The sequence below is a fragment of the Desulfovibrio sp. 86 genome (genome assembly GCF_902702915.1).
GTDB lineage: Bacteria > Desulfobacterota > Desulfovibrionia > Desulfovibrionales > Desulfovibrionaceae > Desulfovibrio.
The window spans coordinates 1,374,107-1,396,400 of sequence record NZ_LR738849.1 but is presented as its reverse complement, the minus strand read 5'-3'; the positions used below and the strand labels follow the sequence as shown (position 1 = coordinate 1,396,400).

The following is a 22,294-nucleotide window of genomic DNA, read 5'->3' as shown; positions in this document are numbered from 1 at the left end:
AAGGGGCCGCAAGGCTTCTTCCCTTTCGGTGTTTGTACGGATGAAATTTTTGGCTAACGCGCATTTTGCGGGTATAGTCCCCTCAGGGGCTGCCTGCCCGTGGCGCTTTCACGCACTGCGCGCGGTGCGGCTTTGTTTTGTGCAGCTTTGTTTTGTGCAGGTTCGCTGGCGCAGGGCATGAGATCAATGACCATGCCGTCAGGCAGGCGTTTTACACGCACATATAGTATACGTTGGGCCTGAGCGTCATTGGGCCAGAGGATAGAGCATGAGATTCGTTGATGAAGCCAGAATTCAGGTACGTGCCGGCAAGGGCGGGCATGGCTGCCTGTCGTTTAGGCGCGAAAAATTCGTGCCGCGCGGCGGCCCGGACGGCGGCAACGGCGGCGATGGCGGTTCGGTATATCTCAAAGCCGACAGCCGTTTGCTTTCTTTGTACGACTTCCGGCTCAAGCGTCTGTATGAGGCGCAGAACGGCCGCCCCGGCGAAGGCAGTCAGTGCGACGGCCGCAAGGGTGAAAACCTGGTGCTGAACCTGCCCGTGGGAACGCTCGTCTATGGCGAGGGCCCAGAGGGCGAGGAAGTGCTGCTGGCCGACCTGAGCGACCCGGACGCCGAAGTGCTGGTGGCCCAGGGCGGGCGTGGCGGCAAAGGCAACGAACATTTCAAGTCTTCCACCATGCGTGCGCCGCGGTTTTCGCAGCCCGGAGAGCCCGGCGAAGAACTTAACCTGCGGCTGGAGCTGAAAATTCTTGCGGACGCGGGCCTTATCGGCCTGCCCAACGCAGGAAAATCCACATTTATCACGCGGGTTTCTGCGGCCAGACCCAAGATCGCGGCCTATCCCTTCACCACCCTGACCCCCAACCTGGGCGTCATGATCGATGAGGTGGACCCGGACAGGCGCATGGTTGTGGCCGATATTCCCGGCCTCATTGAGGGCGCGCACGAAGGACAGGGACTGGGCCTGCGTTTTCTCAAGCATGTGGAGCGCACGCGCTTTCTTGTGCACATTCTCAGCATCGAGGATGTGGGTGATGAAGACCCCTGGGCCGGATTTACGCTGGTCAACGAAGAACTGCGCAATTTTGACGCCGAGCTCGGCGAGCGCAAGCAGATCGAAGTCGTCAACAAGATCGACCTCGTGAGTCCGGAGCGTCTCGAATCCCTCAAGGAACGCGCCAGGGCCGACGGCCGTAAGATATTCTTCATATCGGCCCGCGACGATATCGGTATCGAGCCTCTGGTTGAAGAACTGTGGCAGGTGTGCGCCTCCACGGCGCGCAATGAGCCCCTGATCCGGCTTGAAGCCGTGCATCGGGACGAGGAAGAGGAATTTCCTGAAATCGAAGTTATCTATACCAAAGAATAGCAGGGTACGGAGCGCATATGAGCAGGCAGCGCGGTCAGGGCGCGGATTCTGAAGCAGGGCTGCGTACGCGGCCCGCAGGCGGGCGATCTGAGGGAGAGCGGGCAGAAAGCTGGCAGCAGGAGCGTGCCCGCGTTCTCTCCCAGGCCCGTGTGGTTGTCGTCAAGGTGGGCAGCGCCGTGCTCACGGATGCCAGTGGACTCAACAGCGCGGTTCTTGAGGGCCTTGCCGCCCAGCTTGCTTTTCTGCGTGATTTGCCGCTCACAGGCGAGGACGCGACGTCGGCGGGACAGCCAGCGACGCCCGATGCCACGGACGCCTCTGCCCAGAACGCGCGTCGGCTCGTGCTGGTTTCGTCAGGCGCTGTGGCCGCTGGCCGCGCGGCGCTGGCAAGCCGAGGCCGCGCCGTGGAGCCCACGGGTCTGGCGGCGCGTCAGGCTGCCGCTGCCGTGGGGCAGGGCCAGCTCATGCAGTCGTGGGACAAGGTCTTTCTGGCGCACGGCATGCCGACGGCCCAGGTGCTGCTCACGCGGGACGATCTGCGGGCCAGACAGCGTTTTTTGAACGCCCGCAACACCTTTGCCGAGCTTTTGCAGTGGGGCGTGCTGCCCATTGTCAACGAAAACGACACCGTATCCATCAGTGAACTGAAGTTCGGCGACAACGACTGCCTGGCCAGCCTGCTGGTCAACCTGGTGGAGGCCGATCTTTTCATCAATCTCACCTCCTCGTCGGGCGTGTTGGCGGCGGACCCGCAGAAGCACCCGGACGCGCCGGTTCTGGATCATATCGACGATGTGGCGGCTCTGGATCTGGGCCAGCTGTGCGGCGGCAAGACGTCCGTGGGCACAGGGGGCATGTATTCAAAGCTGCTGGCCGCCCGGCGCGCCGCACAGTTGGGCGTGCCCACCCTGATTTTGCCGGGGCGGGAGCCTGCGGTCATCGGCAGGGCTTTTGCCGCAGCCGGGGCATGCTCCGCGCCTGCCGGACACGAACCCTTTGAGCGCGGCACCTGGGTGCGGCCCGCACATCACGCCATCGCGCGGCGCAAGTTCTGGCTGGCCTATCAGTCCGACCCGGCGGGCAGCGTGCATGTGGACGACGGCGCAGCCCGCGCACTGCTGCACAAGGGCGGCAGCCTGCTGCCCGGCGGCGTGCGCGGGGTTGAGGGCGGCTTTCAGTGCGGCGGCCTTGTGCGCGTGTTGCACAATGGCGAAAGCATTGGCGTGGGCCTTACCAACTACAGCGCGCCTGACCTCAAAAAAATCATGGGGCTCAAACGTCATGAGGTGGCCGCCATACTCGGCGATGCCCATTACCCCGAAGTTATCCACAGGGACAACCTGCTGCTGGACGCGGCCATCTGATCTCGCCAACGTGCATTTCGCGCGAAATGTTGTGGTTGGTTGATGTCATGTTGATTTGTTTTGTGGGGGAGGGACCCTTTTGCAAAAGGATCCCTCCCCCACGCTTCCACCTCCCAAAACTCTTATTGCGTTTTAGGGGGTGGGGGCGTTTGCCGTAATGCGGGGCGCAGTAACATGTCGTGCTTTGCTGCGGGCGGCTTTGCTATGGGGCGGGCCGCAAGGGGATGAGGCCGCCAAGGTCAATGCCGTCCGTACTCACAAGGGCGCGGTAGGGGTACATTTCGACCCCGCAGGACTGGGCCTCGTAAAACAGGCGGGCGTAGTCCGGATCAATGAAATCCGCAGGGGCGAAGCAGTGGCCGTCCGGGCGCTGCACCAGATAAAACATGGCCGCGCGCTCGCCCTGAGCCACAATATCCATAAGTTCACGCAAATGTTTTTGCCCGCGTTCACTGGCGGCGTCGGGAAAACAGGCGGCATCGTCCTCAACCATTGTGACATTCTTGCACTCCACCCACAGGGGCGGCAGCCCGGGGGCGGTCATGAGGCCGTCCAGGCGGCTCTGGCCGCGTTTGGCTTCGCGTACGAGGCTGGTGTAGCCCTTGGCAAAGTGGAGCCGGCCGGCATAAAAGGCCGCTTCAAGCATGCGGTTGGGCACGCTGGTGTTGACGCCCACCCAAAAACCGCACGCTGACTGGCGGGGGAGGGGCAATATGTCCGGATTTTCAGGTGTGGCGGTCTGGGCCAGCCACACGCATTCCTGCGTGTATTTGAGCTTGCGGTTGGGATTGGCTGCCGGGGACGCCAGAACCGGGCTGCCCGGCAGGGTAAGGCCCAGCATACTGCCGGAATTGTTACTGTGTACCCACAGGGGTTCGCCGTCCAGGGCAAGCTCAACGCTGAAGCGCTTGCGCCGTTGCACAAAGCTGCCCACAATGCAGTCCTGCGGCAGCGGCAGCAGGGGGCCTTTTGCCTGCGTATCCGGCGCGGGCTTGGCGCACGTCTGGGCCGCCGCGTTCACGTTGATCGCGCTGGTCTGCCGACAGCCGTCAGGTTGCGACGCTGGCGCATGCTGATCTTTTGTACGCATTTACACCCTTTGATGAAGCTGCTAAAAATGGCGACTGTAATTTTGCCGAAAACGCCGCATTGCGTCCCCCTTCGGGAAGGAGCCTTTCATGCAGATTTCAGAACGTCTGAGCAGCATCAAACCCTCTCTGACTCTCAGTGTCAACAGCCGTGCCCTCGAACTCAAGGCGCAGGGTGTAGCCGTCACCAGCCTTGCTGTGGGTGAACCCGATTTTCCCACTCCTGCGCATGTCTGTGAGGCCGCCAAGGCCGCCATTGACGAAAACTTCTGCCGCTACACCGCCGTGCCCGGCATCCCGGAACTGCGCAAGGCCGCTGGCGAGTATTTTGGCCGCGCCTATGGCGTGCCCGTGGCGCAGGAATCCATTGTCATTGGCGCTGGCGGCAAGCACTGTTTGTATAACTTTTTGCAGGCCACCATCAATCCTGGCGATGAAGTGCTCATTCCCGCGCCGTACTGGCTGAGCTATCCGGACATGGTCATGCTGGCGGGCGGCGTGCCCGTAACCGTGCATGCTGGCCCGGAGCAGAACTTCAAGGTGACGCCGTCCATGCTGGACGCCGCCGTGACGGACAAGACCCGCCTGCTTATCCTCAATTCGCCGAGTAACCCCACGGGCGCGGTGTACACCGAGGCCGAGTTCTCCGCCATTATGGACTGGGCCGTACAGCGCGGTATTTTTGTGCTGTCTGACGAAATTTATGACCAGCTTGTGTTCGCTCCCGCCAAGATGACCAGCGCCATCGGCTGGTTTGCGCGCTACCCCGAGCAGGTGGCGGTGCTGAACGGCATGTCCAAAAGCTACGCCATGACAGGCTGGCGCGTGGGTTTTCTGGCCGCGCATCCGCTTCTGATCAAAAAAATATCCGCCATGCAGGGGCACAGCACGTCGAGCATCTGTTCCATTGCGCAAAAGGCGGCGCTTGCGGCCCTGACCGGCCCAACAGAATGTATTGACCATATGCGCGAAGCCTTCATGCGGCGGCGCGATCTGGCCATGAAGGCCATTGAGACCTGGCCCTGGGCCGTGTGTCCCAAGCCCGACGGCGCGTTTTATCTATTCGTGGACGTGCGCAAATGCTATGGCGGCGCTGTGAACAATTCTACCGAACTGTGCACCTGGCTGCTGGACAAGGCTCATGTGGCTCTGGTGCCCGGCGCGGCCTTTGGCGATGATAACTGCATCCGTTTTTCTTACGCTGTGGCGGACGATGTGCTGGCCAGGGCCATGGAAGCGACGGGCGCGGAAATGGCGCGCCTGGCTCAGGGGGCTACGCGCTAACTAGAGCAATTTTACTTTGAGATTGCTCTGGTGGCTGCGTGAGCAGACGCCCGACGCAGGGGCGCAAGCGCAGCTTCAGGCAAGCCCTTCGGGTAACGGCTGCCGCGAAGACGGTACCGCTATTTATTTGCGCGGCTACGCGCCGAAGTAGGCGTCTTGGAAGCATTGGAATGGATATTCTCAACGCGAAAATGCTATGAATGCTTTCGTAAGGTTGTTCCCTCGAGCTCATTCGGTTTGGCTGCCTGGGTAAGCCTGTGCAGCCAATTGGTGGGTAGGGAGACAACCTGTGGAAGAGGGCAGCCAGGACGTTTTTGGTGACGCTTTCAGGTCGCCGCAGGGGCGGCTTCTGGATGGTTTTTTGCAGTTGCTGCGAGACAGGCGGCCCTTTTTGTCCCGGGGGCACGCCAGCGTGCCTTTTGGTCTGAAAAGGGCCGCTTTGCATGTTGTGAGGGAGGGGGCGCTTCTTTGCGGCTGCGCATGCTGTGAAGGCTAAAAAGTGCCGCGCCGCCAAAGCCTGGGTAAGCGGATTTTCGGAACCTGCAATTTTTTGCAAGAAGTTGTTGACAAAGCGGCCAGTTTTAGTCATTGTGCATTTCGCCGTGGGGCTGTAGCTCAGTTGGGAGAGCGCTTGAATGGCATTCAAGAGGTCAAGAGTTCAATTCTCTTCAGCTCCACCATGTAGGTAATTAAAACCCCCGATCATCGGAAGATGGTCGGGGGGTTTTGCGTGCTTTCGTCTTAAGAGGGTTCGATTGCGACTTCTATGAGCATTTGCACGGGGAGCCAGCCACGCAACCTGCACTCCGACAATCTCGACAATATGATTGCGGTATCTTGCGCCCATCTCCCATGTTGCGAAACCCAAATTCTTCCTCAATTTTTTCTAACCCAAACGCCTTTTTCCCACACCCACAGCAAGGGCATTCAGCCCAAGGTGGAACTGAATCTAAATCATATGGCATAACTACTCCTATCTGTAGATTGTTACCATATAAAATCTATGCATTACTTTTTTCTCTGTCAAGTCTCTTATATGTAGACAATGGCTCTTTATTTTCAGCAAGTTACATGCAGGTTGAATGTAAAACTTAGAGGGATTATCCTAAGGCCAAGAGTACGGGGAAACAAGAATTATTGGTTGAATGTGTATTTGCTTTGTGTTATTTGAAAACAAATAAAAACTCTATTGTTGCACATGGATTTGTAGGCATCAAAGTACAAAAAAATGAAATTGCCCCCTGTAACCAGTAGGGAGAATTTTGATGAAAACAAATATGGAGCGAATAAAGAAATCCTATTCTTTTTTTATGAAGCAATCAGGCAGCAATTCTAATTTTTCAATAAAAGATATTGCTGAGGCCACAGGGTGGAGCGTTAGCACTGTACGCACGTATACAACAAAAAAATGGCGAACTTTTTTGACTCTGGACGATGGTCAGTATCGTATTAATTCTACAGAATTTTCATATTCAGAAGATGAATACGGTCGTATGATGTCTCAAGTCCAAATATATAGCAGCGACCCATACAAGCCCCAGCTTAGTGCAACTGTTGAAATCTTAGTTCAAAAAGCAAGAGATTCTGCAATTTTGGCTGTAGATGTGTACAATAGACCAATGACTTCTTTCAGAAGTCAAGGCTTTACAGTTATGATGATAATCGCATGGACTTCTTTATTGCATGCAATTTTTGAAAATGAAGGTACTGATTACTATTATAGGGAGAATGGGGATTACAGGATTATAGATGGAGATAAAAAAGCATGGGAATTATCAACATGCTTAGATAATTATAAACAACTTTCACAGCCAATTATAGCAAATGTAAGAATGTTTATACTCCTTCGAAATAAAATTGAACATAGATTTTCACCGATATTTGATTTTGATATTTGCGGAGAATGCCAAGCGCTTTTACTGAATTTTGAAGAATTAATTACAAATAAATTTGGAAATTATTACTCATTAAGCAGCACCCTATCAATACCTTTACAGTGCATTTCAACCAAAAATCAATGGCAATATGAAGCAACAAAGCAACTTCATTCCAATCACTACAAATTTCTTAAAGAGTTTATTGAATCATATCGTGACACACTGCCCGATAATATATATGGAAATATTGAATATAGCTTTCGCGTTTATTTGGTTCCGAAGCTCGGAAATCATAAGTCATCTTCCGATCTTGCTATGGAATTTATCAAATATGATCCATCACAACCTGAACAATTCGCTAGCCTTGAAAGGGGAATCACTTTAATCAAAGAAAAGAGAGTCCAAGTCGCAAACCAAGGCCGGTTTAAGCCATCCCAAGTATGCCAACAAGTAACACAGCGGCTTGGAAGACCTTTTAAAGTTGGACTTCATACAAAAGCATGGAAATATTACAAAGTTCGCACATCTGGCCATCAAGCAGACGGTTGCATGCATCTCTATTGCCAATATGATGAGCCACATAAGGACTATGTGTATACACAAGAATGGGTGGATTTTTTAGTCAAAAAACTTGCTGACGAGGACGAGTACAAACAAATTATGTCTGTTAAGTAGGGGGGATTTTTATGAGTAAAAGCATCCCAATCCGTCAGTGGTTACTTCAAAACAATTATGAAGATGTCGCAATACTAATTGAACAGGTCATGCTTGGATGGAAGCAAAAAGGGACTAAAACGAGAAGAAACTGGTGGGATGTCCTTGCCGGGGGTAAAAGCGGAGCTCCCAGAGTAATTGAAGGCACTACATTTCCAGTTTTAAAAGCAGCGCAATTGAGGAAAGGTGTGCCCATTACAGATAATGCCGTTTGCCGTAATGAAGTAGAATTTTTCCCTGACTCTTATTCGAATGGCCGATGGGGTCACGCTATGTCAGAGGGGTCTGATACTCAATCGAAAAAAATTTAAGAAGGATATAAGATGGGAGCTTTGAACAATGCAATTATGGTTAGGCCTTTTCTAAAATGGGCTGGCGGAAAACGCCAGCTTCTACATGTAATTAAAGCATTACTGCCACCACAAATAGAAAATTATAATTATGTTGAACCGTTTATTGGTGCTGGAGCTTTATTGTTTGAGTTGAAGCCACAAAAAGCGATTATAAATGATTCCAATTCTCAATTAATTACAACTTATAAGGCAATTAAGAATGACATTGATGAGCTGATTGAATTGCTAAATATTCATCAAAATAATAATTGCAAAGAGTATTACTATGAAATTAGATCTCAAGATAGAAATTCAAGTGTTTTTAATAAATTAAGTGATGTAGAAAAGGCTGCTCGTCTGATTTTTATGAATAAAACGTGTTATAATGGATTGTATAGGGTAAATTCTAAAGGCCTATTCAATGTTCCATACGGAAAATATAAAAACCCTAAAATTTGCGAAGAAAATGTATTACGTTCTGTTCATAGGTACTTCTCATTAAATTGTGTAGAAATCATGAATGCTGACTTTTCTTGTATAACAAAGAGTATTTCTTCAAATTCTTTTGTTTATTTTGACCCACCATATCATAGTCCTTCCAATACGAATTTTACCGGTTATCAGGCTGATGGTTTTTCAGAAAAAGATCAGCTTCGACTGCGAGATGACTATATTCAGCTTGCAGAGCGCGGAGTAAAATGCCTGTTGAGCAATGCAGATACTCCTTTTATAAGAGAGATATATGCTAATAAAAAATTCGAAATATTCACTATAAGTGCAAAAAGATGTATTAATTCCGATGCTTCACTGCGTGGTGATGTAAATGAAGTCATTATTAAGAATTGGGTTTAGACTGAATAAGTACAGGTTGCGTGGCTGGCTCCCCGTGCAAATGCTCATAGAAGTCGCAATCGAACCCTCTTAAGACGAAAGCACGCAAAACCCCCCGACCATCTTCCGATGATCGGGGGTTTTAATTACCTACATGGTGGAGCTGAAGAGAATTGAACTCTTGACCTCTTGAATGCCATTCAAGCGCTCTCCCAACTGAGCTACAGCCCCATGAGGAATTTTGGGTATACTTTTTCGCTGTGAGGCGCAAGTAGTTATTCCATCTAGTCAAAAGAAAATGCTGAAAGCGGTGCGCCCATGGCCCTGCCGTGCCACGCGAGCCTGCCCTGGGCGGCGTCGGCGGCGCCGGCAATCACCATCAACGGGATAAGATGCTCCTCGCGCGGATGAGCAAAGTGGGCTCCAGGGGCTTTTTCCCATTCCGCGAGCGCCGCGTTGCGCTCGGCGGCATTTGGGCTGCACACGGCACCCGCAAGCCAGTTGTCAAAAACCTCCGCCCCTTCTATGGGCGTATTATCCCCGTAGCGGAAGGCCCGCATGTTGTGAAAGCTCATGCCGCTGCCCACCAGCAGTACGCCTTCGTCCCGCAGTGGGGCCAGCGCGCGGCCCAGCGCCAGATGTTCCTGCGGATCAAGGCCTCGCCGCAGCGATATTTGCAGTGTAGGCACCTGCGCCTGCGGATACATCAGCAGGCCCGGCACAAATACACCGTGGTCAAAATCGCGCGTCGAGTCTTCAACGAGCGGCATGCCTGCCGAGCGCATGCACTGGCGCACCCGTTCAAACAGTTCAGGTGCGGGCGGCGCAGGCCACTGCAACTCATAGGTATGCGGCGGAAAGTCATAATAGTCATAATACAGGCCGGGGTGCGGCGTGGTCAGCAGGGTAAACTGCGGCTGCTCCCAGTGGGCGGAAAACACGAGCTGCGCTCTGGGCTGCTGTGGCAGCGTGGCGGGGATGGAGCGCATCCAGTCGCCAAGGGCGTTCCATGTGTCGGGCGGCGTCCAGTCCATAAAAAAGCAGGGTCCGCCGCCGTGGGGAATGTAAAATGCGGGCGTGGTCATGATGAGCCTCGCGTGTGGGTGTGAATGCCGCAATAGCAGCCAGAGGAGGAGATGCCCTGCAAGTAGCGTAGCGCCAAACAGCGGTGGGGCCAAGAGCAGGAAGCGGCAAGCGCAGGTAAATCTTGATGCGGGGAACGCGCGCCAAAAAATGAAGGCGGGCATTCTGCATGATGCCCGCCAGTCCGGAACTGCCCGTGTTCACGAATCTCGCGTCGCCCTGTTTTTCCGCCAATATGCAGATTGGCAGGTACACGCCTCGGTTGATGGATTGCCTGTCAGAGCGCTCTGTCGCGCTGTCCTGCGTCCGTTTCAAAGGTCTGCTAGAGCATTTAACACTTGAAATGCTCGCGTACGGCAGGCAAAAGCCCGCCTGCTCGCATTTCGTGGCAAGGATTTTTCAGAAAAATCCTTGCAGAGCATTTAACTCATTTCATTCGTAAACTGCTCTAGCCGTCCTCGCGCCATGCGCCGCGCCCTGTTGTCCACAGCCACAGGCACAGCACCCCAAGCAGCACGGCAAAACCCAGATGCACGAGGTCAATAACGGTCGTCATGCCCGGCGAGAATGTGATTGAAGGCAGGTTCTTGGCAACGCGCCCAATACCGCTCAGAACCACAACGCCCAGCACTGCCAGCCGCATCTTGCCCCAGAAGGCGAGGCGGCCGCGCAGCCTGCCGCGTATCTGCAGGGTCAGCCAGTACAGACCCAACGCCAGCAACAGGGTAGCCAATATGTAGTGGATGTTCAGCGTGATATAAAAATCGCCAGTCCAGGTGAGGCCGGGGATTCTGGCAATGCCATAGCGGCTTGCCACCGGCAGCTGCATCATGCCTGTAAAGCCTAGCAGCAGGGCTACGGTTACCCACAATTTTTTGAGCAGGCCGCCGGAAAGCGCGGCATCGACCTTGGGATCATGCACGGCGCCATGCGGACGCGTCTGCATTTGCCCGGTGTTTTGACCTTGCCTCGCGGCGCTCACCAGCGCGCCAGCCACGCCCACCAGCGGAGCTGTCACCAGCATGCGGGTAAGGTTGTCCGCCTGCGCCATAGAGTTCGCCACTGGGGCAAAGGTGGGCTTGCCGGGGCCGGGTTTTACCTGCTGCGCCAGCTCTTTGAATGGCACGGGCGATAGATAAAATGTGTTGGTGCCGCCGTTTTCCGTCACACCATAAAGATACGCGCCCCGTTCCTGCGCCAGCTTGCGGGCTAACGCCAGAATTTCCCCGCGCGGGCCGATGGTCTGCACCTGCTGGGGGCAAACCTCCACACAGGCGGGCAGTTCGCCGTGGGCAAAGCTGTCTGCGCAGCGGTCGCACTTGTACATGACGCCATTGCCCGCAAAGCGCGGCATGAGTTCAAGGTACAGGCCTACGCCCGATTGCCGTTGCGGTATGTGCCAGGGGCAGACAGTGCGGCATTTGGCCCCGCCAAGACAGGTCTGGCTGTCTATGCTCACCGTGCCGGTTTCGGGCTGGCGGCTGGCCGCGCCCCAGGGGCAGAGGTTGGCGCAGGGCGGGTTGGTGCAGTGCAGGCAGCGGCGGGGAATGTGCAGCTCAAGCGGCGCGCCGTCTTTCTGCACGGTAACGCTTTCGATATACAGCCAGTTGTAAGGCGTAAGCCTGTCGTCCACATCGCGCCTGTCAGACCAGTCCTCGTCCTTGGTTCCAGGAGGAAACATGGCAGGGAGAGGCTTTTTCACCTCCGGGTAGCGATGTCCGTTGCGTTCCCGGCAGCCCTCCACGCACTGACCACAGCCGATACATTTTTCAATGTCGAGCAGGGTTGCGTATTCCGCCTGCGCGTCTGCTGCGCCTGCGGTTTTGTTTTCGGCCCGCGCGTCCAGCCCTGCGGCGGCTATGCCTGCGGCAGAGGCTGCGCCCATTAGAAAATTGCGCCGTGTCAGTGCCATGTATGCTCCCTTATCGGTATTTGCGGGGCGCAGATATGCCGCCCGGATCGCGCTGATTATTACGATTCATTGGAAATATGGCACTTTCCATAAAAGTGCGCAATTTATAGCCTGCTTGTATGGTATTAGTTTTACAAGCACTAAGCGCCGAGGTTTCACTTTCAGATCGCAGTAATTACGGAGAGATGTCAGTCACGACTGGTGATGCGTGGTTAAACCGTTTTCAGAGGATTTCGTATCCGACACCGGATTGAGTCCTTTGAATGTACTTCATTTGCCGGACAGAAGGACATTTTCATCTTATGCCGGCGCGTCATTACTATAAGGCACGGGGATCCACTGATATCCGTTTTCGGCCTTGCGAACATGCCCTATGCCGGGAAAGGATATGTGCGCCCCAGCCACAAGATAGCCCTGCGCGGCGGCCTGGGCAAAGGCGCGTTGCCTTTGCAAGGCTGCACCATCAGCATCCAGGTCGTATTCAATGGCCAGTTCGGGATGTGGAAACTGCGCTTCGGCCACATGAACCGTATCTCCCCAAAATACAATCTTTTCTCCACGGCTTTCAAGGGTATAGTGCGTATGCCCCGGGGTGTGTCCAGGTGAGGCCGTGGCGGTTATGCCAGGCAGAATCTCATGGCCCGTTTCAAATGTGGTAATGCGCCCGGCGTCAAGATACGGGGTCAGCGACTCTTTGGCCTTCACAAACATGGGCCTGTAATATTCTTTGGCCTTTCTCATATTTTCTGCGCTCAGCCAGAATTCGGCCTCCACGCGGTTCACGCGTACGGTCGCATTGGGGAAAACCATGTTGCCCCCTTGAGTCAGACCGCCTGAATGGTCAGCATGCACGTGAGTGAGGAGAATGTCGGTGATCTGCTCGGGCTTGAATCCCGTACCCGAAAGACTGGCGGCAAGCTTGTTCAGTGTCGGCCCCAGAATTGTGCCGGTCCCGGCGTCTACAAGGATGCGCCGATCTGCCATGAGTATGAGGAACGCGTTGACGGAGATGATCGGGTCAGCAGCCGCATAGGATTGCTTGAGCAGGTCTTCCGCCAGGCCGGGGGCACCATTAAGCAGTTTTGCACCACTATGCAATGTGCCATCAGATAGCGCGGCAATGCTTGCTTCACCAAGAGGCATCCAGTAATAACCGGCCTGTGGAGTTCGCGCGGCCTGATTGCTTTGGCTTTGGGCCGGTTCCGTATGCGCTTTAGCCTCGGCCAGACCGCTTAACGAACCGGCACTAGCCAGTACCACCGACGCAAAGGCCGCCTGCTGTAAAAATTGACGTCTGTTCATATTGGCTCCTGAAAATTTGGGGGGTTAGGCCATCTGTCGGCTCGCCCGGACGCCTTGTCTGTCGGCAGACGCCTGTGTATGCTCGAAATTGATTTTTGCACAAATCCTATCCGTTTGGACGCGCAAGGCGCTCTTTCTGTAAATTCGTGGATATGTGGAGGATGCCCGCACAGGTTGCACATTGTGCCCATCGAGCGTCTTCGAGGCGAACGGGGCCAGAGTAGGTAAACGTTTGAGGGTCATTGTTCGTTAGTTCTGTTTTTATGTACTATGGGGAAAAGTGTCAATCACTCGTATGCCATTTTTTACCGCCAGAGCACACCCCCTTCGGCTATTTCTGATTTTGAGGGCTATCGCATGAAACCATTACATCATCCGTCTGTAGAGTCCGTGACGGTCGAAGGCATACTGCATGCCTTATCGGACCCGGTTCGGGTTCAGATTCTTAAGGAGATTATCCGCTCCAGTTCACCCAGATCGTGCTCGGATTTTCTGAATTTGCCAGATCGCGCCATACCGAAGTCGACTCTTTCCCAGCATTTTAGGGTATTGCGCGAAGCCGGTCTGATCCATAGCGAAAGAAAGGGCGTTTCCATGCACAACACTACACGTTGTGATGAATTGCAGCCCCGGTTCGGCCGACTGATTCGGGAAATTATGGCGGCCTATGCCGAAGAGTATAAAGGTACAGACGAGAAAGGTGGGAAAAGCACTGCGGCGGCAGGCAGGAAAACAGGTATGGCGGCGGGCTAAAAATGCCAGTGCCGAAAACTAGCAGCGGGCGAAGGCGGATTTGCTCCAAGGCTTCAGCGGTCCCCAACTTTGGGGTTTAATGCGTCCAGATGCTCGCTGAGGGCCTTCTAGGCCTTTCTGGTAATGAAGAGGTATTGGAATTACCGGCCTTGGATTCTTTGATTTGTATAGCCTGATTTGGTTTGACGGATTTGATGTCGGAGAGTTTGAGTCTGAGCAGGTCTCCGGTTCTGATTCCGTTGTTGTGCCCATAGTGAAGTGGAGGGATATCTGCAAAAGGGCAAAGCCGCCATGCCAAGACACAGCTGAAACTGGAAGCCGAAGCAAGGATTCGGGCCAAACTTGAAACGATGCTGCGCAAGCTTGGCTGACGCGCACGTCAGCGCGTACACAGCAATACTGCAACTTATAAAACCCAGAATACAAGGGTGGCAGTGGAAAGCGCCCCTGTGGCGCTGATTGTTAGTGGGGATTTCTGGCTGCCCAAGTACCCGCCCGGTCATCATAACGATGGCCGGGCGGGTACTTGGGCGGTTTCATTGCTTCCGCTGCCCGATGAGAGGGTTGCGTACAGTACTGACTGGGCTTCTTCTTATTGGGCTATGCAAGTCTGGCCAGCACAGCTAAATGAGTTTTTGGTAAAGAGAAAAATTGTAAGTTTTCATGAGCTGCATGGCGTCAGGGTCTTGTCGCAGCAGTGCGCATACGTCATCCTTAACTTTTATGCTCATTTTCGGGTTCATAATGAACTCAGCGTAATTGTTATCAGAGTTGATGCTGTTGCTATCCAGGGCATTTCTTAGGGCAGTCATTACAGATTTGCCATAGTCTATTGCACCAGCAGGGGTTGGCGTATATTCTTGATGATTCTTGGGGCTGTACAGCAAAAGAGGCGTGCTGACTTCCTCTATCCAAGCTGGCAACTCGTAATGCTCAAGAGGTTTTGATTTGGCGTGTTCTGTACCCGATGAAGAAACGTTGCTGTGTTCCTGGCTCAGGCGTATTGCTTCTTCAGAAAGTGAAAGTGTGTCCTGCCCTTTGTTTCGCTTGGGTGATTCAGGAATGCGCGTGGACGTGGTTGCACTTTGTGTGCTGGCAACATGTACATTGCATGACTGAACAAGTGAAATGGACATGTTCTCCTCCACGGAAAAATTTCCTTATTGCCATATGTGTCATTATTGAGCAATAACTATGCCTTGTTGCAGCATAATAAGATATGCAATATTAATATATATAACAAGAAAGAATTGTGATCCGTGTGTAAAACATTAGTAAAGGATGACGAGGTAGGAATATAGTGCTTGCGGGCAGTGCTCCAGAATGAAGTCGGGGTAAGCGGAATTTCAAACTCTACGCAAAGGCTCAAAAATCCAGCCATGCAGAAGTAGCCGGGCCTTGGTGAACACTTGTCTGAATAATCAGTATGTTAGAAGAATAAAAAGAAGTTTCGCGGCGAAGGTTCTGCACCCGCCTGATGCTACAAGGTGTGTACGCCCAGCCGCCTTATTTATTTGCGAATCTGACTTTACGACTGACAAAGATCGAAATAAGATGGATACATTCCATCGTGGGCATCATCGAATGCATTTTGCGTGTTTTCGTATGTTGCTACATAGTACATCCATCTGATGTGCAAGCGTGTTACTATAAATGTCTGTGTCTATGCGAGCAGAATGCCAGGATAAGGGGACAAGGATGTTTTTTCGTGACTGGTATGGTGGCGGCATGAACTGCTGCCATGTGTCTCACTGGGCAGGGGGCTTTCTGATACTGCTGATCTGTTGTTTGTCTGGCTGTGCAGGTAAAAACTACACAACAACATGGGAAGGAGGAACAGCTCAACAAATTCATGCCATTATAAATAGTGGGGCACATGTCAATGTCGCCACCGCGCAAGGGGTCTCTGCGCTGATGGTTGCAGCGAAAAGCAATCCGCACCCGGATGCCATACAAGCAATGATTGATGCAGGCGCAAATGTAAACGCCAGAACCGTCAGCAATAAAACGGCATTGTCCTTTGCGGCCCGGTTTAACTCCAACGCAGAGGTGCTGATGACTTTGTTGCGCGCCGGTGCTGAGGTAAATACTCAAGATGCTGAAGGCTATTCGCCGTTGATTCTAGCGGCGACATATAATCCAAACATTGAGATCACAAGGATATTGCTTGAGGCTGGTGCAGATACAAATTTGCAGACAGTTGATGGGTACACTGCGCTCATGTTTTCTTCCGCCAATTCTCAGCCAACAAAGAAACTTAAGATGTTGCTGGATCATGGGGCAAATATCAATGCTGCGGAGATGTATGGCAACACAGTTCTTGTTCTTGCAGGACAAAAAACGAGTAATGTTGAAATTTTCAAGACGCTTGTGGAAGCAGGAGCCAATGTGAACGCCGCCAACATATTGGGGGAAACGGCCCTTTCATTGGCCAAAAAAAGGGCAAACAATCAGCAGGTTGTTGATTATCTGCTGCAAGCAGGCGCGAAAGAATAAAAAAGCACAGGGGGCTCTAGTGAGAATTATATTTCTATTGCTGTTGTGCTTGGTGGGGTTTCAGGGGGCATGCGCCAACAAGACTCAGCCAATGACTGACCAGCAGGCAGAAGCTGTAAATGCACTTATGGATTCTCCGCAACTGAACACGTTGCCCAAAAATATTGAAAATATGCCGGAGTTCGCCCCGCAAACCTTGTGTAATGCTTTTGAAAATAGCCGCAAGCAGGCTGACGCGCTCTACGGCGATAAGTGGATAAAGGTGCGTGGCCGGGTGGCTTACGGGCCTGTTGATATGGGTGTCCCAGGTGTTAATTCGTATTACTTGGGGTTGGGAGAGGGATCAAAAAAAGTCGCCTGCATCTTTTTTGGCAAACGCCAGCGTGAGCAGCTGAAGCAATTGATTATGTGGCAGACTGTAGTTGTAATTGGCGTCTATGCTACAGAGGAAAAGTATGTCCCTAAACTGATCGGATGTACGATTCTTTCAGTAGAAAAATAACATAATGGACAACGTTGTCTGACTCGCACCTGCCGCCTTTGCAGCCATTGGGATCGTGGCAGCTTCTCTGCGAAAAAGCCCAAATGCCTTGCTTGTGATGCATCTCAAAAAACGCTTCATTGAATATGGGTGCACACGCCGCCACAAAAACATCCCAGATTGAATACGCTAGGAATACAGTTTGTTGAAATTTGTCATTATTTAGCCAGTTAGTCACGATCAGTTTTTGGTAAACGTACAGGGTGAATTGCGGAAGGTAAGCGCAGATTGGCGCAGATGAGGCGCGATACAAGGGGCTTATCAGTCGACAGGGCAGACCTGCAATCACCATACAGGCATATACGGCAATTCCCCATGGAGCGGTTGCTCCATGGGGAATTGTTGTTGTTTTGCTGATACTGTGGCTGTTACTGTAGCCTGTTAACAGCAAGGATCGCTTAACATGCCCTAAAGAGCGTACTTGCTGTTGGCCTCGCGCATTTTGCGCACAGATTCTACCAACGCATCCACGTTAAGAACCATTTCCATCATGCTGATCTGCTCTTCCCATTTGGCGGGATCGGCTTCCTGCTTCAGTTCGGGCTCCAGAACATGGTACACGCAGAGTCCCAACGGGACTCCAGCCAAGGGTCCGGCGTAGGTGGGGTCGCCCAGGGTGACAGTTTCGGCATAGATTTCCGCCCCTTCAGGGTCGGAAGAACCGAGAATCACCACTACGTTCTCACCACCAAACTTCTCAGCGGCGTCTTTGACGCGCTGCTGATTTTCCAGATCCATGGCTCCGGCGGCTGTTCAGACAAAACATTCGGTGGCGGAGAAAAGAATCTCCGCGCCCGAATTGGCGAACACATCCGCCATGGCAGGGCCGGGTACGCCGTCCCTTTCGCCAAGCAGCAGAAGCTTCTTGCCTTCGAGTTTACCCATTACCAACTCCTTGAGATTGTGGGCAGTTTATAGTAGCGGGCCACTGCGGCCCGTTATCCGCATTACATTCGCTCGGCCTGTCTTGTGGGCTGGCCGCAGCGAAAATTGCTACGCAAGCTTATCGGTTTCCGCCTTGATGGCTTCAATGGAAACCGCGTCGCCGGAAATGCGCGACACGCATTCCCCACCCTTGTAGAACAGGATGGTGGGCACGGCCATGACGCGCAGACTGATGACCAGGCGGCGGTTTTCCGCCACGTTAAGCTTGCAGAACTTGACCTTGCCTTCATAGCTTTCAGACAGCTTTACCACTTCGGGCATAAGGGCCAGGCAGGGGCCGCACTGCGGGCCCCAGAGGTCCACAACGCAGGGGGTGGCGCTCTGCAGCACTTCAGCTTCGTAGTTGTCTTTGTCTACAATGATCATTTTGCACCTCGATATGATTGACGATTAAAAATGGCCAGCAGGCCCTGCGCAAAAAGCGCACAGCAGTATGGCTAGGGAAGCACTGATTAAAGAGCCTCCTGGAAACGCGCAGTTATTTCGTTTGGCAAGGCGCGATTTTTTTGAAGCAGGAGTGGACTCTTCTGTCCTCGACTGTTTCAAAAAAAGTGAAGCAAGTCCGTCAAACGGAATAAATCAGCGTTTCCCTAGATGTATCCTGCCGCCGCCAGCAGCGTGCGCGCCTTGTCAACATTGGCGGAGGCCAGTTTGACGACAGGGCCCGTGCATCCCATGGCGGCTTCGGCGTATATTTTTTCCTTCCACAGGCAACGCACGGCCTGTTCCAGGTCCAGCACGTCAATGCCGTGGATTTCTTCATCAGTGGGTTCGGCTGGCGGAGCCTGCACGGTTTCCGCCGGGGCCGCGTCCGTCTTGGCAAATGCCGCCAGTTCGTCGTCAAGACCGGCGGCCCTGGCCAGACGCAGTTCTTCCGCCACCATCTGGGGCAGATTGCCGCGCACGGCCGCCGCCGTGTACGCCAGGGCATTGGCCATGACCGGTGCGCCCGAAGCGCGGGACACGATGCTGACGACCTTGTTCCAGCCCTCGCCCGCGGAGGGGCCATAGCCCCACCCTGTGGTCTCGTACAGACCGCCGGAGGTGAATGCGCTGAAAAGCTTCATGAGCACATTGCCCGTCAGCGTATCCGTCACGCACACGTCCACGGTGCCGCGCAGCAGGTCGTTGCCGCGCAGCAGGGAACCGCCGTCGCTTCTGGCGCTCTGCCCGAGGTTCAGGGCATAGCCCTTTTCCACCATGCGGGTGAGGGCACGCAGCACCTGGGGGGCGGCGTCAAGATTCAGCACGCCAAGGCTGGGGCGGCATATGCCCAGTGACTTGGCCACGGCCACGCCCAACACGGCGTTGCGCAGCATGGCCTCCTGCCTGTGAGCCGCGCTCATGCCCGTGCTGGAAGCAACGAACATGGGCGCGCCCGTGCCCGGCGTCGTCACCCGTCCCACTGTGGTGACCCCAAGGGGGAAGGGATAGTGCAGGGCCACAGCACCCTGGATGCGACCTTCGTCCAGGGCTTTTTCCATGGCTGCAGCCAGCTCGCCGCCATCGCAGCCAGTTTCGATCCACTCCATGCCTGCGGGCAGGGGATCAACGGGCCTGGGCCCGACCCCCGTCACGATAAGCGCGGCGTCTTCCCGCATGGCGGCGGCCGCAGCGCAGAGAAACTCTTTTTGCGGGTGTTCGCCGCCAGCGGCCATGAGGCCTATGCGGCACAACGGCTTGCCGCTGCGCGCGCGCGTCACCAGGTCCTCAAGGGCTTTGCCCAGGAGGGCGCGCTGGTTTTCTTGCCTGACCATAGCTGCTCCCCCTAACTTTTTTGCAGGTTGGCGGCCACGTCGCCAAGAGCCGTGAGCAGCATTTCTGTCACGTCGCTCTGGCTGATGGTCTCGGCGGCGGCGCCAGCGCCCGTGCCCGGGCCTTCCATAATGAAGGAAGCGCCGTCGGCCAGGTTTGTCAGGCGGCCCAAGAAGAGGCTGCCCTTGCCGATGATCATGGCGCGTTTGATGGCGCCACTTTTGAGGGCTTCCATGGCGTGCCCCATATAGGGAACGCCGGAGGGGATGTGCCCCTGGGTCTGCACAAAGCCGGGCATGCCTTTTTGCTCGACAAAGGCGGGGATGTCGCCGCGTTCAATCTGTCCTTTCATGACGGAAAGGGCCGCGATCATCTTGTAGTTGGCTTCGGGCACGTTGCCGGCCCCTGCGGGCAGGGTGATTTCGGCGTTGTGCAGTTCCGGAGCGTACTTGTCCACATCCGTCAGCTTGAGGCCCACGCGGGACAGGGGCTCAAAGGTCAGGGCAGAGGTAATGGCCTGCGGTGAAGCGCCCGCGCCCACGCTGTGCTTGCCGATGCAGTCAAGGCGGATGACCGGGGTCTGGCCGTCGTCGGGGGTAAGCAGCAGGGCAAAGCTGCCGATGCAGTTTTCCAGCGGCACGACGCCCTTTTTGATATGGTCGCGCGCGTTCATGTACAGCTTGGGCACGGAGCCGCCGCTGATGACGGCCACATTGGGGCGCACGCCGCTGGCGACCATGCTGGCCGCGCTGATGATGGCCGCCACAGGGGCCGCGCAGAAGCCGCGCACGTCAAAGCCGCTGGCATTGGTGCACTCGGCTATTTCGGCAACGGCCTTGGCCATGTTGCCGCCGCCGCGCTGCATGGCGTCGCCCACGGCCTCTTCGGAGCATTCCACCACAAAATCAATGTCCGTGGGTTCCATACCGGCGTTCTTGATGAGGTGCATCAGGCAGAGCACGCCGCTGGCCTTGCAGGCCAGGTTTTCCAGCATGATGCTGGCTTCGAGGTTTTCATCCGTGTCGTGGGCGCGTCTGCAGCAGGCCACGATCTTGTTCTCGAAGTAGATGGGCAGGGCGTGCTGCTTTTCAATGGCTTCCAGCAGTTCGGCTTCGGGGCGGCCCTTTTCAAGCCGGGCAAGCTGCTTTTCGCCCATGAGGGGATTTTGGGCCAGCTTGGGGCCCACAGCGGCGGCAAAGCCCTGTTCCAGCCAGATAAGATCAAACACGTCGCAGATGTCCATAAGGCCGATAAATTCGTCCTCAGGCATGATCTCGCCGAACTTGCCAAAGCGTTCGGGCGTGCTCAGGTTGTCAATCCAGGGCGCGGGGGCGCTTGCGAGCTCATCCACACTCATGACGCCCACGTAAGTCTTGTTGGGGGCGTAGGCAATGGCCTGTTCGTACGTTTGCGCATGCTTGGGCAGTTCGCGCAGGAATTCGGAATCGGGCTTGGCCTTGCGTTCCTGGGAGGGGGTGCCGCCATGGTGCAGGGCCAGTTCCGGTGCAAAATTCAGACAGTAGGCGGCAGCTTTGACGCCGACAGTTTTCATAGTGGTATCTCCTGAAAGCCGGTTTAGTGCTGCAAATAGGCATAGGCCGACATGGCGGCCCTGGCTCCGTCGCCAGCGGCCGTAACCACCTGGCGCAACGAAGTGTTACGCACGTCGCCCGCAGCGAAAATGCCCGGCACCGAGGTTTGCAGTTTGTCGTCGGTGACGATCCAGCCGCCGGAATCCGTTTCCAGCAGGCCGCGCACGTATTCGTCGTTGGGCAGGGTGCCGATAAAGACGAACACGCCGCTCAGGGGAATCTCGCGCTTTTCATCGGTCTTCACGTTGCGCACCACGATTTTTTCAACCATGTCGCTGCCTTCAATGGATTCCAGCACGCTGTCCATGACGGGCACGATCTTGGGATTGGCCATGGCGTGTTCCACCACCAGCTTGTCGGCGCGGAACTCGTCACGACGGTGCACAATGTAGACCTTGGAGGCAAAGCCCGTAAGGTAGCAGGCTTCTTCAACGGCGGTATTGCCGCCGCCGATGACGGCCACCTCGAGGTCTTCAAAAAAGGCGGCGTCACACACGGCGCAGTAGGAAACGCCCATGCCCGTGTACTTCTTTTCGCCAGGGCAGCCCTGCTTGCGGAAATAGGCTCCGCTGGCCACGATGACGGCGCCGGCGGCTATTTCGCTGCCGTCCTTGAGGGTGATGATTTTTTTCCCGTCACGCACCTCAAGCTTCTGCACTGAAGCTGACCTGAATTCCGCCTTGAAAAACTCGGCATGGGCGCGAAACGCATCGGCCAGCCCCGTGCCGGTGCCGTCAAGGATGCCGGGGTAGTTCTCCACCCGGCTGGTGGTCAGTATCTGGCCGCCGGGGCGGCCCTTTTCCAGCACCAGGGTATCAAGACCGGCCCTTTTGCCGTAGATGGCGGCGGAAAGCCCGGCAGGGCCCGCTCCAATGATGACGAGTTCACGAGTTTCCATCATAAGTTCCTTGTTGCAGTGTCGCTGGATGTACAATCAAAACCATTCCCAGCCCAAATTTATAAGCGCCCCCGCCATGCTCCCCCCAGACCGGAGGGTTGCTGGGCGGCCTGCGGCAAACTCGACAACATTTGCCGCAGGCCTTTCGTGGAGGA

At 54.7% G+C, this 22,294-nt stretch carries 19 protein-coding genes and 2 tRNA genes; 10 read left to right on the top strand and 11 right to left on the bottom strand.

Annotated elements, in window-relative coordinates:
* Window positions 1-268: 268 nt before the first annotated feature.
* Together obgE and proB are read left to right on the top strand one after the other, a co-directional pair.
* Window positions 269-1,372, top strand: a complete 1,104-nt coding sequence (gene obgE, locus DESU86_RS05940) for a GTPase ObgE (protein ID WP_179980208.1) — start codon at window positions 269-271, stop codon at window positions 1,370-1,372.
* A 17-nt stretch (window positions 1,373-1,389) separates the two neighbouring features.
* A complete protein-coding gene (gene proB, locus DESU86_RS05935; RefSeq protein ID WP_179980207.1) occupies window positions 1,390-2,736 on the top strand; it encodes a glutamate 5-kinase in 1,347 nt (448 codons plus the stop codon).
* Window positions 2,737-2,938: 202 nt separating this feature from the next.
* On the opposite strand, the gene sfsA is transcribed toward proB, so the two are convergent.
* Window positions 2,939-3,826, bottom strand: coding sequence for a DNA/RNA nuclease SfsA (sfsA, locus tag DESU86_RS05930; protein WP_179980206.1), 888 nt, complete (start codon window positions 3,824-3,826; stop codon window positions 2,939-2,941).
* 88 nt (window positions 3,827-3,914) lie between these two features.
* On the opposite strand from sfsA, the gene DESU86_RS05925 reads away from it, so the two are divergent.
* The 5 genes from DESU86_RS05925 (at window position 3,915) to DESU86_RS05905 (ending at window position 8,883) form a co-directional block, all read left to right on the top strand.
* On the top strand, window positions 3,915-5,108 hold the full coding sequence (locus tag DESU86_RS05925) for a pyridoxal phosphate-dependent aminotransferase (protein ID WP_179980205.1): 1,194 nt from the start codon (window positions 3,915-3,917) through the stop codon (window positions 5,106-5,108).
* A gap of 604 nt (window positions 5,109-5,712) precedes the next feature.
* Window positions 5,713-5,788, top strand: a tRNA-Ala gene (locus DESU86_RS05920).
* 585 nt (window positions 5,789-6,373) lie between these two features.
* On the top strand, window positions 6,374-7,660 hold the full coding sequence (locus tag DESU86_RS05915) for a DUF3644 domain-containing protein (protein ID WP_179980204.1): 1,287 nt from the start codon (window positions 6,374-6,376) through the stop codon (window positions 7,658-7,660).
* Between the two features lie 11 nt (window positions 7,661-7,671).
* Window positions 7,672-8,010, top strand: a complete 339-nt coding sequence (locus DESU86_RS05910; protein ID WP_179980203.1) for a hypothetical protein — start codon at window positions 7,672-7,674, stop codon at window positions 8,008-8,010.
* A 12-nt stretch (window positions 8,011-8,022) separates the two neighbouring features.
* The gene (locus tag DESU86_RS05905) at window positions 8,023-8,883 is read left to right on the top strand and encodes a DNA adenine methylase (RefSeq protein ID WP_179980202.1); all 861 of its coding nucleotides are present in this window, start codon (window positions 8,023-8,025) and stop codon (window positions 8,881-8,883) included.
* Window positions 8,884-9,017: 134 nt separating this feature from the next.
* Here the strand turns inward: DESU86_RS05905 and DESU86_RS05900 are convergent.
* The 4 genes from DESU86_RS05900 to DESU86_RS05885 all read right to left on the bottom strand — a co-directional run bounded on the left by DESU86_RS05900 (window position 9,018) and on the right by DESU86_RS05885 (window position 13,159).
* Window positions 9,018-9,093, bottom strand: a tRNA-Ala gene (locus DESU86_RS05900).
* Window positions 9,094-9,146: 53 nt separating this feature from the next.
* Complete coding sequence (locus tag DESU86_RS05895) at window positions 9,147-9,947, bottom strand: DODA-type extradiol aromatic ring-opening family dioxygenase (protein ID WP_179980201.1); 801 nt, start codon at window positions 9,945-9,947, stop codon at window positions 9,147-9,149.
* Between the two features lie 446 nt (window positions 9,948-10,393).
* Window positions 10,394-11,857: a 4Fe-4S dicluster domain-containing protein gene (locus DESU86_RS05890; protein WP_179980200.1), complete on the bottom strand. Its 1,464-nt coding sequence runs from the start codon at window positions 11,855-11,857 to the stop codon at window positions 10,394-10,396.
* Window positions 11,858-12,157: 300 nt separating this feature from the next.
* A complete protein-coding gene (locus tag DESU86_RS05885; protein WP_179980199.1) occupies window positions 12,158-13,159 on the bottom strand; it encodes an MBL fold metallo-hydrolase in 1,002 nt (333 codons plus the stop codon).
* Window positions 13,160-13,516: 357 nt separating this feature from the next.
* On the opposite strand from DESU86_RS05885, the gene DESU86_RS05880 reads away from it, so the two are divergent.
* Window positions 13,517-13,912: an ArsR/SmtB family transcription factor gene (locus DESU86_RS05880; RefSeq protein WP_179980198.1), complete on the top strand. Its 396-nt coding sequence runs from the start codon at window positions 13,517-13,519 to the stop codon at window positions 13,910-13,912.
* A gap of 623 nt (window positions 13,913-14,535) precedes the next feature.
* Here DESU86_RS05880 and DESU86_RS05875 read toward each other — a convergent pair.
* Window positions 14,536-15,048: a hypothetical protein gene (locus DESU86_RS05875; RefSeq protein ID WP_179980197.1), complete on the bottom strand. Its 513-nt coding sequence runs from the start codon at window positions 15,046-15,048 to the stop codon at window positions 14,536-14,538.
* A gap of 562 nt (window positions 15,049-15,610) precedes the next feature.
* Here DESU86_RS05875 and DESU86_RS05870 point away from each other — a divergent pair.
* Entirely contained in the window at window positions 15,611-16,408 is a 798-nt protein-coding gene (locus tag DESU86_RS05870; RefSeq protein WP_179980196.1) for an ankyrin repeat domain-containing protein, read from the top strand.
* A 19-nt stretch (window positions 16,409-16,427) separates the two neighbouring features.
* Window positions 16,428-16,910 carry an OB-fold protein gene (locus DESU86_RS05865; protein ID WP_179980195.1) on the top strand — a complete coding sequence of 161 codons (483 nt, stop codon included), beginning with the start codon at window positions 16,428-16,430 and terminating at the stop codon, window positions 16,908-16,910.
* A gap of 447 nt (window positions 16,911-17,357) precedes the next feature.
* On the opposite strand, the gene grdA is transcribed toward DESU86_RS05865, so the two are convergent.
* From grdA to trxB, 5 genes are all read right to left on the bottom strand, one after another.
* On the bottom strand, window positions 17,358-17,834 hold the full coding sequence (grdA, locus tag DESU86_RS05860) for a glycine/sarcosine/betaine reductase complex selenoprotein A (protein WP_179980194.1): 477 nt from the start codon (window positions 17,832-17,834) through the stop codon (window positions 17,358-17,360).
* Between the two features lie 108 nt (window positions 17,835-17,942).
* Window positions 17,943-18,260 carry a thioredoxin family protein gene (locus DESU86_RS05855; RefSeq protein ID WP_179980193.1) on the bottom strand — a complete coding sequence of 106 codons (318 nt, stop codon included), beginning with the start codon at window positions 18,258-18,260 and terminating at the stop codon, window positions 17,943-17,945.
* Between the two features lie 224 nt (window positions 18,261-18,484).
* A complete protein-coding gene (gene grdD, locus DESU86_RS05850) occupies window positions 18,485-19,651 on the bottom strand; it encodes a glycine/sarcosine/betaine reductase complex component C subunit alpha (protein ID WP_179980192.1) in 1,167 nt (388 codons plus the stop codon).
* A gap of 11 nt (window positions 19,652-19,662) precedes the next feature.
* On the bottom strand, window positions 19,663-21,201 hold the full coding sequence (gene grdC, locus DESU86_RS05845; protein ID WP_179980191.1) for a glycine/sarcosine/betaine reductase complex component C subunit beta: 1,539 nt from the start codon (window positions 21,199-21,201) through the stop codon (window positions 19,663-19,665).
* 23 nt (window positions 21,202-21,224) lie between these two features.
* Entirely contained in the window at window positions 21,225-22,142 is a 918-nt protein-coding gene (gene trxB / locus DESU86_RS05840) for a thioredoxin-disulfide reductase (RefSeq protein ID WP_232088277.1), read from the bottom strand.
* Window positions 22,143-22,294: the final 152 nt, after the last annotated feature.